This is a genomic window from Aeromonas sp. WP2-W18-CRE-05, assembly GCF_014168615.1.
Classification (GTDB): domain Bacteria; phylum Pseudomonadota; class Gammaproteobacteria; order Enterobacterales; family Aeromonadaceae; genus Aeromonas; species Aeromonas caviae.
Genome location: NZ_AP021917.1, coordinates 1189908 through 1206046, shown reverse-complemented (window position 1 = coordinate 1206046; position 16139 = coordinate 1189908). Strand labels below are relative to the sequence as shown.

General features: G+C 65.0%; 12 protein-coding genes. 9 read left to right on the top strand and 3 right to left on the bottom strand.

All coding sequences use genetic code 11. From position 1 onward, the window contains the following. The first annotated feature begins 60 nt into the window (after positions 1-60). Positions 61-2184, top strand: a complete 2124-nt coding sequence (locus H7R73_RS05940) for an alpha-amylase (protein WP_042864249.1) — start codon at positions 61-63, stop codon at positions 2182-2184. Between the two features lie 63 nt (positions 2185-2247). On the opposite strand, the gene H7R73_RS05935 is transcribed toward H7R73_RS05940, so the two are convergent. Continuing rightward, positions 2248-2874, bottom strand: coding sequence for a glutathione S-transferase (locus H7R73_RS05935; RefSeq protein WP_010673436.1), 627 nt, complete (start codon positions 2872-2874; stop codon positions 2248-2250). A gap of 158 nt (positions 2875-3032) precedes the next feature. On the opposite strand from H7R73_RS05935, the gene H7R73_RS05930 reads away from it, so the two are divergent. The 4 genes from H7R73_RS05930 (at position 3033) to H7R73_RS05915 (ending at position 6848) form a co-directional block, all read left to right on the top strand. Then, on the top strand, positions 3033-3677 hold the full coding sequence (locus tag H7R73_RS05930; protein ID WP_041214700.1) for a response regulator transcription factor: 645 nt from the start codon (positions 3033-3035) through the stop codon (positions 3675-3677). Positions 3678-4058: 381 nt separating this feature from the next. Beyond that, positions 4059-4640 (top strand): TetR/AcrR family transcriptional regulator, encoded by a 582-nt coding sequence (locus H7R73_RS05925; protein WP_042864251.1) that lies wholly within the window; start codon positions 4059-4061, stop codon positions 4638-4640. Between the two features lie 72 nt (positions 4641-4712). Next, positions 4713-5570: an alpha/beta hydrolase gene (locus H7R73_RS05920; protein ID WP_103260638.1), complete on the top strand. Its 858-nt coding sequence runs from the start codon at positions 4713-4715 to the stop codon at positions 5568-5570. A gap of 117 nt (positions 5571-5687) precedes the next feature. Then, a complete protein-coding gene (locus H7R73_RS05915; protein ID WP_103260639.1) occupies positions 5688-6848 on the top strand; it encodes a patatin-like phospholipase family protein in 1161 nt (386 codons plus the stop codon). A 27-nt stretch (positions 6849-6875) separates the two neighbouring features. Here H7R73_RS05915 and H7R73_RS05910 read toward each other — a convergent pair whose 3' ends face one another. Next, entirely contained in the window at positions 6876-8834 is a 1959-nt protein-coding gene (locus tag H7R73_RS05910; protein WP_182951559.1) for a monovalent cation:proton antiporter family protein, read from the bottom strand. Between the two features lie 192 nt (positions 8835-9026). On the opposite strand from H7R73_RS05910, the gene H7R73_RS05905 reads away from it, so the two are divergent. After that, entirely contained in the window at positions 9027-9953 is a 927-nt protein-coding gene (locus H7R73_RS05905) for a GGDEF domain-containing protein (protein WP_103260640.1), read from the top strand. 42 nt (positions 9954-9995) lie between these two features. Here H7R73_RS05905 and tilS read toward each other — a convergent pair whose 3' ends face one another. After that, a complete protein-coding gene (gene tilS, locus H7R73_RS05900) occupies positions 9996-11330 on the bottom strand; it encodes a tRNA lysidine(34) synthetase TilS (RefSeq protein ID WP_103260641.1) in 1335 nt (444 codons plus the stop codon). Positions 11331-11459: 129 nt separating this feature from the next. Between tilS and H7R73_RS05895 the strand changes: the two genes are divergently transcribed. From H7R73_RS05895 to H7R73_RS05885, 3 genes are all read left to right on the top strand, one after another. Further along, a complete protein-coding gene (locus H7R73_RS05895) occupies positions 11460-13490 on the top strand; it encodes a M13 family metallopeptidase (protein WP_041214694.1) in 2031 nt (676 codons plus the stop codon). A gap of 112 nt (positions 13491-13602) precedes the next feature. After that, positions 13603-14040 (top strand): PliI family lysozyme inhibitor of I-type lysozyme, encoded by a 438-nt coding sequence (locus H7R73_RS05890; protein ID WP_010673427.1) that lies wholly within the window; start codon positions 13603-13605, stop codon positions 14038-14040. 352 nt (positions 14041-14392) lie between these two features. After that, the gene (locus H7R73_RS05885) at positions 14393-16120 is read left to right on the top strand and encodes an ABC-F family ATP-binding cassette domain-containing protein (protein WP_103260642.1); all 1728 of its coding nucleotides are present in this window, start codon (positions 14393-14395) and stop codon (positions 16118-16120) included. The last annotated feature ends 19 nt before the right edge of the window (positions 16121-16139 follow it).

Here is a 16139-nt window from a genome sequence, read left to right as displayed (position 1 = left end):
CGCCCTAGAATGAGTGCCTCAACGGACCCTGCTCCTCACACTCTGCTCAAGGAATGGCTTATGCGTCTCTCTTCGCGCCCCGCTCTTCGCCCATCACCCCTGTGGCTGGCCGTGCTCGCCACACCGCTGTTCATCGGTCAGGCGATGGCGGCCCCCGAGGTCTATCTCCATGTGGATGGCAAACCGGTGGCCGAGGCGCTGACGCTGGACAAGGGCACCGTCACCCTGACCCACAGACTGGACAAGGGGAGCCACCAGATCCGCATCAGCGATGCGGGCAACAGCTGCGGCACCAGCTTCGGGCCAACCGAGGCCAGGCCCCTTCCCTTCGGCACCGCCCAGCCCATGGACAAGTGCAGCAAGGGGACAGACTTCAATCTGAGGGTGATGCTGGCGGGGGACTACGAGTTCACCTTCAACCCCGATACCCCCAGCCTCAAGGTGTTGCGGGCAACCAAAAAGAGCGAGTTCAAACGCCAGCCTCCGGAAGAGCCCTGCATCAGCTGGGATGGCGGCCCGGTCACGACATCACTCAAGGGCGTCTGGCCCGACGGCACCCGGTTGCGGGATGCCTACTCGGGACAGGAAGCCGTGGTCAAAGGCGGCAAGATCACCCTGACACCGAGCAAGGAGAGCGGCGGCCTGCTGCTGCTCGAGCCGGTCAAGGCCGCCAAGCCTGCTCCCTTCAGCTGGGATCAGGCGAGCGTCTATTTTCTGCTGACCGACCGCTTCCACAACGGCGATCCCGCCAATGATCACAGCTTCGGTCGTCAGAAGGATGGTCAGGACGAAGTGGCCACCTGGCATGGCGGTGACTTCAAGGGGCTGACCGAGAAGCTCGACTACATCAAGCAACTCGGCATCAACGCCATCTGGATCACCCCCATGGTGGAACAGGTCCACGGCTTCATCGGCGGTGGCGAACAGGGGAACTTCCCCTTCTACGCCTACCACGGCTACTGGGCGCTCGACTTCACCAAAATCGACCCCAACTACGGCGACGAAGAGAGCCTGAAAACCCTGGTGGACGAGGCCCACAAGCGCGGCATGCGGATCATCCTCGACGTGGTGATGAACCACGCAGGCTACGCCACCCTCGCCGACTTGCAGGATCTGGGGCTCACCGATCTCACCCAGAACACCGGCAAGCTGCCGAGTCGCTGGAACGAATGGCGCCCGAGCGGCGGCCTCAACTGGCATGGCTACAACCAGTTCATCGACTACCAGTCATCCCACTGGGACAAGTGGTGGGGCCCTGACTGGGTGCGGGCCGGCCTGCCCGGCTACCCGCAACCCGGCACCGACGACGTCACCGGCTCGGTGGCGGGACTGCCGGACTTCCTGACCGAATCCACCAGATCGGTGGGGCTGCCACCGCTGCTCGCTGCCAAAAAAGACACCAGGGCCAAGGCCCTGCCCAACGCCACCGTGACCGATTACCTCATTGCCTGGCACACCGACTGGGTGCGCCGCTTCGGCATCGACGGCTTCCGTGCCGACACCGTCAAGCACCTGGAGCCCGCGGTCTGGGCCAGGCTCAAGCAGGCGGGCACCGACGCGCTCAAGGAGTGGAAGGCCGCCAACCCGGGCAAGGCCCTCGATGACCTTCCCTTCTACATGGTGGGCGAGGTGTGGGATCACGGGGTCGCCAAGGACTTCTGGTACCAGCACGGCTTCGATTCCCTGATCAACTTCGACTACCAGCGTGAATTCGCCCTGCCCCAGGCCCAGTGCATGGCGGGGGCAGAGCCCACCTATGCGAGCTACGCCAGCCGCATCAACCAGGATCCCGAGTTCAACGTGCTGAGCTACATCAGCTCCCACGACACCAAGCTCTTCTTCGGCGACTATCAGGACGTGGCGCTGCAACGGCGGGTGGCCAACAGCTTCATGCTGCTGCCGGGGGGCATCCAGATCTACTATGGCGACGAGTCCGGCCGGGGACTGGCCAAGGATGGCGGCGTGTTCGATCAGAGCGTGCGCTCGGACATGAACTGGCAGGAGCTGGCGAGTGGCGAGAAGGCGGAGCTGGTCAAGCACTGGCAACGGCTCGGCCAGTTCCGTGCCGCCCACCCTGCCATCGCGGCGGGCAGCCACAAGAAGATTTCCGATGTCCCCTATGGCTTCGTGCGGGAGAAAGGAGAAGACAAAGTGGTCGTGGTCTTCGCGGGTCGGCAGAAATAGCGACCTGGCCTGAATAAAAAGGGGAGCCGATGGCTCCCCTTTTCTGTCTTGCCGACGCCCGCATCAATCAGACTGGCGGGCCGCCTTTGGCCACTGCAACCTCGCCCTGAGCAGGGTTTCCTGCCACAGGGGCCAGGCCAGCAAGGCCTGCTGATAGGCGCCAGCCTGACCGGGCAGCGAAATGCCATAGCTTGCCAGTCGATAGGCCATCACCGCATAGAAGGCATCCAGAATGCTCGCCTCGTCGAAATAGAAGGGCCCCCGCGCCTGGGACCAGAGAGTCTGCAACCGGGCCAGCTCGTCAATGACCTCCACCGGCGGTTCACTCTGGGTGGGCGCCCCCAGGAAGAAGGGCAGCAGGGTGCGGATCTGACGAAAACCGGCGTGCAGCTCGGCGCACAGGCTGCGGGCCAGGGCCCGTTCGGCCTTGTCCACCGGATAAAGGTGGCGCTCCGGGCAACACTCGTGGAGATATTCGGCGATGGCCAGAGAGTCGTGAATACGCAGCTCACCGTCGTCGAGCCAGGGCACCAGGCCGGCGGGGGCCGTGCGCTTGAGCCGTTGCAGCTCCTTGGCATCTTCCAGATCGAAGACCTGCTCCTGCCACTTGAGCCCGCTCATGGCCAGCACCAGCGCCGTTCTCATTGCCCAGGTGGAGCCCGTGCCCACCGTCAAAACCAGGGATCCCATCGATTGCCTCCTGCATGGGTTGTTTACTGGCCATCCCGCCGGCCCCGTGGCACGACATCCGATGACCACCTCACATTTGCGTACTGGCGGGTTTGACCCACTTGGGTAGCAGTGCTAGTTTGATTTTTCAAAACAATCGGTTAGCAACAATGTGAGCTATGGACAGCCAATTTACCATCGTCATCGCAGATGACCACCCCCTGTTTCGGGGCGCCCTCTATCAAGCGGTGCACATGGCCATCGACGACGCCAGATTGCTGGAGGCTGACTCCATCGACAGCCTGAGCCACCTGCTCGATGAACATCCCGACGTCGACCTGCTGCTGCTGGATCTCAAGATGCCGGGGGCCAACGGCTTCGAGGGGCTGGCCTATCTGCGCGGACATCACCCGGATCTCCCCATCGTCGTGGTCTCGGCCTCCGAGGATCCCGCCATCATCCAGCAGGTGCTGCGCCTGGGCGCGCTCGGCTTCATTCCCAAGTCCGTCCCCATGAAAGAGCTGGTCAGCGCCCTCAATACGGTGATCGGGGGGGACAACTGGGTGCCGGAAGGCATCTCCCTCCATCCCGAGCCCGGCGAAGGGCCCGATTTCGCCACCAAGCTGGCCAGCCTCACCCCCCAGCAATACAAGGTGCTCATCATGTTGCGGGATGGCAGCCTCAACAAACAGATCGCCTGGGAGCTCAACGTTTCCGAGGCAACCATCAAGGCCCATATCACCGCGATTTTCCGCAAACTCGGGGTCAAGAACCGCACCCAGGCGGTCATCGCCCTCCAGCAGATGGATATCAAGGACAGTTGAGCCCCTTGCCACCATCAGAGCCCATATCACTCCGCCTTCCGCAAACTTGGGGTCAAGAACCGCACCCAGGCGGTCATCGCCCTCCAGCAGATGGATATCAAGAACAGTTGAGCCCCTTGCCACCATCAGAGCCCATATCACTCCGCCTTCCGCAAACTCGGGGCCAAGAACCGCACCCAGGCGGTCATCGCCCTCCAGCAGATGGATATCAAGGACGACTGAGCTCGTCCCCGGCTGGCTCGTAACAAGCCAGCCACACCCGCCTCCCAGAAGACTCTCTTGCCCCCCGCGGCAGCCGGAAACGGCCTCCCTGCACCATTTGCGGCTCGACAATTAGCACGGTCGTACTTTATGCTGCCAGCCCAGAGAGAGGAGAGCCGGATGAGCAAGGGACGTCTGACCCGCGACACCATTTTGCAGACTGCATTCGAGCAGGCGAGCCAGCAGGGGCTGGAGAGCCTCACCATAGGCTCCCTCGCAACGGCCTGCGAGATGTCAAAAAGCGGTCTGTTCGCCCACTTCCAGTCCCGCGACAACCTCCAAATCGCCGTGCTCACCCATTCCGCAGAGGTATTTCGGGAGCGGGTGATCCAGCCGGTGCGCCAACAGGGACACGCCACCCAGCAGGAGAAACTGCTCGCCCTGTTGCAGGCCTGGCTGGCCTGGAACCAGAGTTTTGCCGGCCGCTGCATGTTCCTCGATGCCTGGACCTCCGCCCAGGAGGGTGAGGTCCAGCAGGCGGCACGCGAGCTGGTCCGTTTCTGGCTCGACTACCTGGCACGCCAGGTAGTGCAGGGGCAGGCCAGAGGGGAGTGGCGCAGCGATCTCGATCCCTGGCGCGCCGTCTATCGCCTCTATGGCCTCTATCTCGGGGATCAGGTGTTCCATGCCCTGGGGCTCAGCGAGGATCCGGCCCGCCACTTCTGGCCCGAGGTGGAACAATTGCTGGCCAGCTGGCGCTGACCCGACGGGCTCTTCTTTTTAAAAAGCCGCAAAAAAGCACGACCGTTCGCACACAAAAGACACAGGATGACCATGAGCAGCAAGATCTACTTCAACACACGCCGCTTCAGCCCGAGCAAGTTGCTGCTGGGCCTCGGCACCCGCCTGCATCACGTGCTCGCGCCCACCCACGCCAAGCGCACCGCCAGCAAGCTGCTGCTCACCCCGCAGCGGGCGACCCGGGACGTCGAAGCCCCGGCCGGCGTGGTCGAGCAGGCCATCCACACCAGTGAAGGGACCCTGATGAGCTACCGGCTCGGCCAGGGGCCGGTCTGGCTGCTGATGCACGGCTGGTCAGGCAGTGCCAGCCAGTTCTATCCGCTGATGAGCCACATCGCCGCCCAGGGCTATACGGCCCTCGCCTACGATCACCCCGCCCACGGCCGGAGTGAAGGGAACAAGGGCCACCTGCCCCGCTTCGTGCGCGCTTTCGACGAGATCCTCGAGCGGGTCGGCCCCGTCCAGGGCGTCGTCACCCACAGCATGGGGGGCGCCGTCACCCTCAGCAGCCGTCACCCTGCCATGGATGCGCTGCCGCTGCTGCTCATCTCCCCGGTGCTCGACTACGTGCCCCAGCTCTACGGCATGGTGGCGCGCTCCGGCTACTCCATCCGGCTGTTCGATGCGGTGGTCAAGGAGATAGAACACGAATACCAGCACCCGCTCAGCACGGTTGACCCCCTTGGCCGGCTAGCCCGGCGCAGCGGCGCCGCCCTCATCGTGCACGATGAGGAAGACCGCTTCGCCCCCCACCGGGACTCCCTGCGCGCGGCCCAGGATGGCCGCACCCGGCTGGTGAGCACCCGGGGGCTCGGCCATGGCCGTATTCTGGCAAGCCCTCCAGCCTTCGCCGCCTTCGATCAACTGAGCCAGACGCCCTTGGCAAACTGAAAATGAAACGGGCCGCAAAAATTGAGCGTGCGGCCCATTTTTATCCGGTATACAACGTCTTATAGTTGAATTGCGCGGTGGCAACCCGCCCTGGCGATCACGATAAGGCGCACCCTCATGGCCAGACCCAATACTGCTCTTCTGCTGACCGGTGGTGGTGCCCGCGCCGCCTATCAGGTCGGCGCACTCAAGGCGGTGGCCGAACTCTACCCCCGCAACATCGGCATCCCCTTCCCCATTTTGTGCGGCACCTCGGCGGGGGCTCTCAACATCACGGCGCTGGCGTGCTACGCCTCCTGTTTCCATCTGGGGGTGCGCAAGCTGGAGTGGGTCTGGCGACGATTCGAGACCCACCACATCTTCGACTTCCACCCCTGCCAACTGCTGTGGCGCACCCTCTATCAGGGCTCGGCCGGCCTCATCACCCCCCAGAGCAACCGAGCCTTTCACCTGTTTGACAACGCCCCCCTGCGCCGTCTGCTGGATCAGCTCATCGACTATCACCGCATCGATGACAACATTCTCTACGGCAGCCTGGAGGCCATCGCCATCACGGCCTCCGACTACGATGACGGCCTCTCCACCACCTTCTTCCAGGGGCGGGCCGAACATCAGCCCTGGGAGCGCGCCAGACGACGTGGCCTGCGTACCCTGCTCACCTCGGATCACCTGCTGGCCTCGTCGGCGCTGCCCTTCGTCTTTCCCGCCACCCCCATAGGCGATCGCGTCTACGGGGATGGCTCCATCCACCAGCTGAGTCCGCTCAGCCCCGCCATCCATCTGGGGGCGGAGCGGATACTGCTGGTGACCCTGGACTCCCCTCACAGGGAGAACCCGACTCCCCGCCAGGGGCACCTGACCAGCTCCAACATCGCGAGCCATCTGCTCAACACCGTTTTCTCCGACACCCTCAATTCGGATCTGGAGCGGCTCGGGCGCATCAACCAGACCCTTTCCCTCATTCCGGCACGGGAGCGCAGTCGGCTGAAACTGCGCCAGGTGGATACCTGCGTGATCCGCCCCAGCCAGGATCTCGACCTCATCGCCCTCGAATACCTCCCACGGTTGCCGACCCAGCTGCGCCGTCTGTTGCGGGTGCTCGGGGTCAACGGCGAAGAGAGCAGCAGCCTGGCCAGCTTCCTGATGTTTGACCCCGGCTATTGCCAGCGGCTCATCAAGCTGGGATACCAGGACGCGCTGGATCACCGCCAGCGCATCGAGGCCTTCCTCGACCTGCCGGGCAGCGGGAGGCAGCAGCAGTTTCGCGAAGAGGCCTGAGGGGCCTTATCCCATGGCAAGGAGATCCTAGCGTCCCTCCAGCAGGCGCTGCTCCGCCTGTTCCATGGCCACGGCCGTGCCGAAAAGCACCAGGGTATCTCCCGCCGCCAGCACCAGCTCGCGCCTGGGATCCAGGCTGCGCTCCCCGCGATGAATCGCCTTGATGCGCACCTCTCCCAGGGCGAGATCCCGTACCCTGTGTCCCACCGCCCAGGCCTGGTCGTGCAGCAACACGGGATGCAGCCGCTCGAGCAGTTGATCCGTCTCCAGATTGCCCGCACTCTTGCCGCCCCAGTAGAAACCGTGCAAAAAGCGATACTGGCTGCTGCGCTCGTGCTCCATGCGCCGGATCACCCGGCCGATGGGAATGTCGCAGTTGAGCAGCAGGTGGGAGACCAGCATCAGGGCTCCCTCCTGGGATTCGGGGATCACCTCGAAGGCGCCGGCCTGCTTGTAGTGTTCGAGGAAACTGTCATCCCGGGTACGCACCAGCACCTTGCTCTCCCCCGCCAGCTCCCGGATCAGCGTCAGCATGGCATCGACCCGCTTGCGATCGTCGAAGGTGATGATCACCAGCCGCGCCCGCAGCAGACCGGCAGCCAGCAGGATGTCGCGCCGACTGGCATCGCCGAACGCCACCTGTTCCCCCGCCAGCTTGGCCTCGCTCACCCGCTCGGGATCGAGATCCAGGGCCAGGAAGGGGATCTCTTCGAGCTTGAGAAAGCGGGCACAGGTTTGGCCGGTGCGTCCGAACCCGGCGATGATGACGTGCTGGTGTTTGCTCAGGCCCGACTGAGCCACCTCGGCGCGAGAGAGCAGGGCACTGTCGGTGAGGGAGTGGGCAAGCCCCAGCGCCCGCAACACCAGCCAGGGGGTGAGGGCGATGGAGATGACACCGATGCCGATGAGCAGAGAGACCAGCTGGTGATCCAGCAAGCCGTGATGACTCGCCAGCGCCAGCGCCAGCAGCACAAAACCGAACTCCCCGACCTGGCTCAACATGATGCCGGCGGCCATGGCGTCGCGCTTGCGCTCCCCCATCAGGCGGCCCGCCAGCAATATCAGCAGCGACTTGCACAGGATGAGCCCCGTCACACAGGCCAGCACCTGCCACCAGGCGCCCGCCACCAGCGCCCAGTCCATGGTCATGCCGATGGTAATGAAGAAGAGCCCCATCAACACGTCGCGAAACGGCTTGATGTCCACCTCGAGCTGATGACGATAGTGAGACTCCCCCAACATCATGCCCGCCAGAAAGGCACCGAGCGCCATGGAGAGCCCCATCCACTGGGTCAGGGAGGCCGCCAGCAATGCCACCAGCAGGGCACTCAGTACGAAGAGTTCGTCTGAACGTGCGCGCGCCACCTCGAAAAACAGCATGGGCAGCAGCCACTTCCCCACCGCCAGCAGCACGGAGAGCGCAAACAACCCCTTGAGGGAGGCCCAGGCGACCTCCGCCAGCAGGGCGCTGCCCTGCACCTCGGGCTGGGCCAGGATGGGGATCATCACCAGCAGGGGCACCACGGCAAGATCCTGGAACAGCAGCACGCTCACCCCGAGCTGGGCTCGCCGGGTATGGAGCTGCTTGAGCTCGCCGAGCTGCTTGATCACCACGGCGGTGGAGGAGAGCGCCAGGGTGCCTGACACCACCAGCGCCTGGGCCAGGCTCAGCCCCCACCACCAGCCGAGCCCGAAAAACAGCAGTGAGGTGAGCAGCACCTGCAGGCTGCCGACCCCCAGCACCAGCTTGCGCATGGCGAGCAGACGCGGCAGGGAGAACTCGAGCCCGAGGGAGAACATCAGGAACACGATGCCAAGCTCCCCTATGGTCTGCATCATGGCCTGACCCGTGACGATGGCCACGCCATGGGGGCCGAGCAGCATGCCGGCAAACAGATAAGCAAGGATCACCGGCTGGCCGAGGCGCCGGAAAATGGCCACCAGCACAACGGCGAAGATCAGCAGGATCAACACATCGGCGTACACCCATCCCTCTCCTTCATCTGCCCGGGCCCTCTTCCCTGACACAGCAAGCACAGCGCCCACTCCCCATATGGCACGCCACTCGCTCAGCGGCAGGGATTTCCCCTCCCGTTTCATCCCGTTAAGCCTAGCCAGTCCCCTTGTTTTTCATCGGACATATTTTAGGCACAGGGCTTGCAAGAGCCTGCGCAATGAATGGAGAGGTGTAAGGGCTGTAACGTGGAAAACACATCGTCATTGAACGGCTTCGGACATGGCATAGAGCAGTGGGTACAGCAGATGGAGCGGCTTGCGCCGTTGACCGGGCAGGACCGCTATCAGCAGATAGAGCAGTTGCTGGGGCAACGGGATCTTGACGCCCTGCTGGCAATCTTTGCCGAGCGGGTGGCAAACATTGTCCGGATCCACTCGCTCCAGTTCGACTGTGGCCAGCCCCACCCCCTCATCTCGCACCCGCCCCAGGCCAGGCTGACCCTGCATGCCTATCACTTCGAGCTGCGGGGACGACACGAGCAGTTGCTCGGCCAGTTGCACTACGAGCTGGAGCACCCCCTGAGCGACGGCCAGAGGCGGTTGCTTGAGCAATATCATCAGCTGTTCAGTCTCCCCCTGCCCCTCTATCTGCAGCTGGATCGGCTGGAACAGCAGGTGCGGCTCGACCACCTGACCGGGCTTGGCAATCGCGCCTACTTCGACGAGGCCATCGGCCGGGCGGTGGAGCAACACAGCCGGGAACCCCACGGCCTGGTGCTGGTGCTGCTGGATCTCGACAGATTCAAGCAGGTGAACGACACCTGGGGCCACCCGGTGGGCGACCTGGTGCTAAGCCGCTTCGCCCAGTTGCTGCAGGGGTGCATTCGCGGGACGGATCAGGCGTTTCGCCTCGGCGGGGACGAGTTTGCCTTGCTGCTGCAACCCGCGGACCCCGAGGCCTGGCGCCCGGTCTGGCTGCGGTTGCAACATGTGCTCCACAGCCACAAGGAGCTCAGCGCCTTCTCGGTGGGGTGCAGCCTGGGAGCCGCCAGCTGGCAGTCTGGCATGGATGTGCAGCGCCTCTACGAGACGGCCGATACCCATCTCTACGCCCGCAAGAAAGCCGGGGGCTCCGGCCTGCCCGAATAGGGCATCACCCTTCCCCTCCCGGCCCCCTGTCACTCTGCGATGTCAATCCGCATCCTGGGGGACGGGGGGCCGCCACTCCCACGCCACCCCCTCTTCTGGCGCCAGAAATCCGTCGCAGACAAAGAGCCCGGCCACCAGTGCCACCTGTTCACCGTAGTAGAGGATGGGAATGCGCCCCCGCTGCCAGGAGGGCACCCCGTACTCTTGCAGCAGCTTCTTGAGCCGCCTGCTGCCCACCCGTCCCACCGGTTTCAGCATGACGCCGGGGGCGACCTGAAAACGCACCGAGAGCGGCTCGTCCCCGCTCGGTGTCCGCAACCCTTCGCCATCCGTTCTCCAGAGCCTGAACTGCCCGAGCCCGTCCGGCAGGGTGAGCGTCTCTTCCATCCGGATGGGCAGCACCTCCTCGCGGGGGGCGAGATCCGGCGCCACCAGGTACAGACGCCCCTGATAGCGGCGACACGCCAGCCCTTGCAGGCTCAGCCTGGGGTTGGCGTCATCACGCGCCAGCGCCACCTCCTGCCACAGCAGGCCCAGCAGCTCGCGGGAGGGCATCTCTCCCCCCTGACGGCGGATCCAGTGGCGCAGCAGGTTGTTGCGCCGCACGGGGGAGAGGGAGAGGAGTCCGTCAATGCGCAGCCCTTCTCCCTCACCCACCGCCTGCCAGTCCGCCTCGGCCAGCTCGCTGATGAGCGCCTCCTGCTCGGCGCACAGGGCCATGGTGCGCGCCGTCGTCCGGGCCATGGCGGGCCAGCGGTCCTTGAGCAGGGGGATGATCTGCTGGCGCAGGAAGTTGCGGTCATAGCTCGGGTCCTCGTTGCTCTCATCCTCAACCCAGCCATAAGGAAGTGACTGCGCGGCTTGCGCCAGCTCGGCCCGGCTCATGTCGAGCAAGGGGCGCAACAGATGGCCTGCGGCAAAAGGCTGGCTCGCCACCATGCCCGCCAGCCCGCGCAGACCGGCACCCCGCTTGAGCGCCAGCAGCAGGGTCTCCAGCTGATCGTCCTGATGGTGAGCGGTGAGCAGCCACTCCCCTTCCCCCAGGTGGGCGGCGAGTCGCTCATAACGCGCCGCCCGCGCCTGGGCCTCCAGGCTCTCCCCGTTGCCCCGACAGAGCTGCACCCGCTCTACGATGAGGGGCACCGCCAGTTGCCGGCACACCCCTTCGCAGTGAGCCACCCAGTGGTCGGCATGTGGGCTCAGGCCATGATGAACGTGCAGGGCGTTCAGGGCGAGGCCGTGGGCGCGTGCAAAACGGGCCGCCAGCACCAGCAAGACGGTGGAGTCGAGCCCGCCGCTGAAAGCCACCAGCAGACCGCGGGAACCTTCCGGCGCGGGCAGGGTCTGACAAAAACGAGAATAAATACGAGAAATCATAGGCTTCCCCAATACGACCAGGCCGATCTTAGCAGAGTCGGGCTTATCAAGCGCTAACCCGGCTGCTAGAGTGAATCGCTCCCTGCGTGGGCAAGGAAGCCATATAACCCGAATTGGAATAAAACCATAATGAACAACAAGAAACACATCCTGGCCACCCTCGTCGGGCTGGCCCTGCTGGCCGGTTGCAGTCAGGCACCGAGCCAACCGGACAAACACTCCGGCCTTGCGCTGGCCAACATGGACACCAGCGTCAAGCCTGGTGACGACTTCTTCCGCTACGTGAACGGCCACTGGCTCGCCACGGCCAAGATCCCCGATGACAGGCCCGCCGACGGCGCCTTCTACCTGCTGCGGGACAAATCCCTGGCGGACGTGCGAGTGCTGGTGGAGGGGCTGGATGGCAAAGCCGCCGCCGGCACCCCGGCCCAGCAGATCCACGACCTCTACCAGAGCTATCTGGATCAGGCCGCCCGCAACGCCAAGGGCACCACACCCCTGCTGCCGATGCTGAGCGAGATAGAGCAGATCAGCACACCGCAGGATCTCGCCCGCGCCTTCGCCCAGAGCGCCCGCACCGGTGGCGGCTCCCCCTTCGGTTTCTGGATAGACGCCGACGCCAAGGCCCCTGACAGCTATGCCGTCTACCTCTACCAGGCCGGCCTCGGCCTGCCGGATCGGGACTACTACCTCAAGCGCGACCCCAACAGCCAGGCGCTGCTGCACAAGTACGAGCAACACATCGCCGCCATGCTAAGCCGCTTCGGTGAGACGGATGCCCAGGCCAAGGCGAAACGCATCCTGGCCCTCGAGACCAGGCTCGCCCAGATCCAGTGGGACAACGTGGCCCTGCGAGACAGAGAGAAGAACTACAACAAGGGACCGGTGAGCGAGCTGGGGCGCCTCGCCCCCGCCATCGACTGGGACGCCTACCTGGCCCAGGCTGGCCTTGCGGGGCAGCAGAGCCTGGTCATCGGCCAGCCCACCTACCTCTCGGCTCTGAACGAGGTGATGCAGCAGACTCCGGTCGCTGACTGGCAGGCCTACCTCAAGTGGCAGCTCATCACCGATTACGCCCCCTACCTCGACAGCCAGACCGATGCCCAGAATTTTGCCTTCTTCGGCACCGCTCTTAGCGGCACGCCCAAGCAGCGCGCCCCCTGGGAGCGGGCCCTCGGGGTACTGGACAACAACCTGGGGGAGGCGGTGGGCAAGCTCTATGTCGAGCGCTACTTCCCGCCAGCGGCCAAGGCCCGCATGGAGCAGCTGGTGGAGAACCTGCGCACCGCCTACGGCCAGAGCATCCAGGAGCTGGACTGGATGTCCCCGGCCACCAAGACCCAGGCCCTCGAGAAGCTCGCCAAGTTCAGACCCAAGATCGGCTACCCGGACAAGTGGAAGGACTACAGCGCCATCACCATTCGCCCCGACGATCTGGTGGGCAACCTGCAGCGGGCCCGCGCCTTCGAATACGCCGACAACCTGGCGCGCCTCGGCAAGCCGGTCGATCGGGACGAGTGGCACATGTCCCCCCAGACGGTAAACGCCTACTACAACCCGAGCAACAACGAGATCGTCTTCCCGGCCGCCATTTTGCAGCCCCCCTTCTTCGACATGACGGCGGACGATGCGGTCAACTACGGCGCCATCGGCGGGGTGATCGGCCACGAGATGGGCCACGGTTTTGATGATCAGGGGGCCAAATCCGACGGTGACGGCGTGATGCGCGACTGGTGGACGCCGGCGGATCTCAAGGAGTTTCGCTTTCGCACCAGCCGGCTGGTGGCCCAGTACAACCGCTTCGAGCCCATCAAGGGCCAGTACGTCAACGGCCAGTTCACCCTGGGAGAGAACATCGGCGATCTCGGCGGCCTCACCATCGCCCACAAGGCCTACCTGCTCTCCCTGGATGGCAAGGAGGCCCCGGTGCTGGACGGTTTTACCGGCGAGCAGCGCTTCTTCCTCGGCTGGGCCCAGGTGTGGAAGGGCATGTATCGCCCCGAGCTGATGCAGATGCTGCTCGCCTCGGATCCCCACTCGCCGCCGGAATACCGGGTCAACGGCGTGGTACCGAACATCCCCGCCTTCTACGAGGCATTCAAGATCCAGCCCGGCGACAAGCTCTATCTGGACCCGGCCAAACGGGTCAAGATATGGTGATGACAACCCGGGCAGGGGGCGGCCGACCAGCGGCCCCCTGCCCGCTTCCGACGTGGCAGGGAAGCGTCCCCTGCCCGTCACAGACACACAAGCAGCAACAAGGGTCCTCTCCATGAAAGCCTTATTCCTTACTCTCGGCCTGCTCACCCTGCCCCTCGCCAGCCAGGCGGCGGACGGCTTCTTCAAACAGCTGACACTCCCCTCCGGACAGGTGGTGACCGTCAGCGAAGGGCGCGGCGAGCCCGCCTCCACCGGCAGCTACGACGTGCGCCTCTACTCCGGTGCCAACCCGCAGTTTCCGCTGGATCAGTTCATCGACGGCAAGGTGCTGCCGCGCGATGGCAGTATCAAGGAGATCAAGTTGCTGGATCTCAACGGCGACAAGCAGCCTGAAGTCATCGTCGTGGTGGAGAGCGCCGGCAGCGGCAGCTACCTGAGCGCCGACGCCCTCACCATCAATCCCCAGGAGGGGCTGGAGAGCTTCAACCACGTGGAGGGACTGGCCCCCAGTGACGATGTGATTGAGGCCCTCAAGACCCCCCGCGACTGACAACCCCTACGCCCCGTATCACGGGGCGTTTTTTTACCCCGCGCCTCCCGATGCGGTGCCCACGGCCCCCCACAGGGCGGATGGACGCCTGTTTTTTTCTGTGCCTATAATCGCCGCACCCTGCCATAACGAAACACAAGGAGGTAAAAAATGGTTATCCAAGCGTGTCCGATGTTCTCGGCTCGCCTGTTCGGCACATTCAAGTGCTCTTGCCTGCATACCATCGCGCTGCGATAGCGGGTTCGAGCAAAGCCGACTCCCTTCCATACCGAGACCTTTCTCGACTCTGCCGTTGTCGCCAGCGCTCCTGATGACAGGGATTTCCCATCCCGCGATTTAAGAGAGCAAGAGCATGACAACCCTGATGAGTACCCATTCCCTGCAGATGAGTGCGGGGCACCTTCCCTTATTTGACCATCTCGAACTCGGCATTCGCGCAGGCGACCGACTCGGCCTGATTGGCGCCAACGGCTGCGGCAAGAGCACATTGCTCGCGCTGCTGGCGGGCGAGCGCACGCCCCAGGCCGGCCGGGTCGTGCAGGCCGCCGCCTGCCGCTGCGAGTTCGTGGCCCAGCAACTGCCCGCCGAGCTTTCCACCCTCAGCACCCGCGCCGTGCTGCTGGATGCACTGGGCAATGACCCCGCCGCCGAATGGCAGGTGGACAAGCTGCTGGCCGAACTGCAGCTGGAGGCCCAGGCCACGTTGCCGGTCAGTGCACTGAGCGGTGGCCAGCACAGCCGGCTGCAGATAGGGCGCGCCCTGCTGCGCCAACCCAACCTGCTGCTGCTCGATGAGCCCAGCAACCACCTGGACTTGCCCGCCCTGCTCTGGCTCGAGCAGTTTCTGCTGGGCTGGCGCGGCGCCTTCGTGCTGGTTTCCCACGACGCTCGCCTGCTGGACCGCGTCACGGCTCAGACCCTGATCCTGCGAGACGGCCAGTTGCACCGCTTCGCCCTGCCCTGCAGCCAGGCCAGGGCGGCGCTGGCTGCCGAGGATGAGCAGGCCCGCCTGCGCCGGGCGGACGAGCAAAAGGAGATAGACCGCCTGAGCGCCAGCAGCAAGCGCCTCGCCATCTGGGGGCGGGAGCATGACAACGAGAAGCTGGTGCGCCAGGCCAAGTCCATGGAAAAACGCATCGCCCGCCTGCAGGAGGAGCAGAGCCAGGTGGCGGCGCTGGCCCCCTGGCGGCTCGAGCTGCGCGGAGTGAGCCTGCCCGCCGACACCCTGCTGCGATTGGAGGCCCTCGATGTATCGCCGGCACCGGCACTGCCGCCGCTGCTGCGTGCCGAGGGACTCTGGCTGCGGGCAGGGGACAGGGTCGCCCTGCTCGGTGCCAACGGCACCGGCAAGTCCTCCCTGCTGCACCAGTGCTGGCGCGAACTGGCCGCGCAGAGCCCGCAGGCAGGCTGGTACTGCCACCCCGGCGCCAGCATCGCCTATTACGATCAGTCCCTGCAGCAGCTGGCGGACGACGCCACCCTGAGCGATGCCCTCTACCCGCTGGCCCCCCTTCCTGAAGGGGCTCGGCGTCAGGCGCTGATCCGGGCGGGCTTCCCCTATGTCCGCCACGGCCAGCAGGTGCGCACCCTGAGCGGGGGGGAGCGGGCACGGCTGCTGTTTCTCGCCTTGTCCCTCGGCAGCCACCACATGCTCTGGCTCGACGAGCCCACCAACCACCTGGATCTGGCGGGCAAGGAGGAGCTGGCTGACGCCATTGCCGCCTTCCCGGGGGGCGTGCTGCTGGTCTCCCACGACCGGGAGCTGATCGAGCGCAGTTGCAACCGCTTCTGGCTGATACAGGACGGGCGCATCCAGGAGGCTCACAGAGCTGAGCGGGCCTATGCCGAGCTGCTGGGCGATGCCCCCTTGCCGCAGGCGGGCAGCCCGGCTCGATCAGGTGACCCGCAGACCGCGGCCGCCACGGGGGATGACGAAGAGGCGCTGCTGGCGCGCTGGTATGAGCTCGATGCCCTGCTCGCCGCCGATCTGGCCCGCAAGCCCAGGCACCAGACCCCGCGCCTGCAGCAGCAGTGGCGTGACGAGCTGGCGCGCCTTGCCGAGCGCCTCGGCTTTGCCTGACGCCAGCCCGGATCATCTA

Bases quoted from the DNA above. Each gene is read 5' to 3' on its own strand.
- H7R73_RS05940 (WP_042864249.1), top strand. From the start codon at position 61: ATGCGTCTCTCTTCGCGCCCCGCTCTTCGCCCATCACCCCTGTGGCTG.
- H7R73_RS05935 (WP_010673436.1), bottom strand. From the start codon at position 2,874: ATGGGATCCCTGGTTTTGACGGTGGGCACGGGCTCCACCTGGGCAATG.
- H7R73_RS05930 (WP_041214700.1), top strand. From the start codon at position 3,033: ATGGACAGCCAATTTACCATCGTCATCGCAGATGACCACCCCCTGTTT.
- H7R73_RS05925 (WP_042864251.1), top strand. From the start codon at position 4,059: ATGAGCAAGGGACGTCTGACCCGCGACACCATTTTGCAGACTGCATTC.
- H7R73_RS05920 (WP_103260638.1), top strand. From the start codon at position 4,713: ATGAGCAGCAAGATCTACTTCAACACACGCCGCTTCAGCCCGAGCAAG.
- H7R73_RS05915 (WP_103260639.1), top strand. From the start codon at position 5,688: ATGGCCAGACCCAATACTGCTCTTCTGCTGACCGGTGGTGGTGCCCGC.
- H7R73_RS05905 (WP_103260640.1), top strand. From the start codon at position 9,027: ATGGAGAGGTGTAAGGGCTGTAACGTGGAAAACACATCGTCATTGAAC.
- tilS (WP_103260641.1), bottom strand. From the start codon at position 11,330: ATGATTTCTCGTATTTATTCTCGTTTTTGTCAGACCCTGCCCGCGCCG.
- H7R73_RS05895 (WP_041214694.1), top strand. From the start codon at position 11,460: ATGAACAACAAGAAACACATCCTGGCCACCCTCGTCGGGCTGGCCCTG.
- H7R73_RS05890 (WP_010673427.1), top strand. From the start codon at position 13,603: ATGAAAGCCTTATTCCTTACTCTCGGCCTGCTCACCCTGCCCCTCGCC.
- H7R73_RS05885 (WP_103260642.1), top strand. From the start codon at position 14,393: ATGACAACCCTGATGAGTACCCATTCCCTGCAGATGAGTGCGGGGCAC.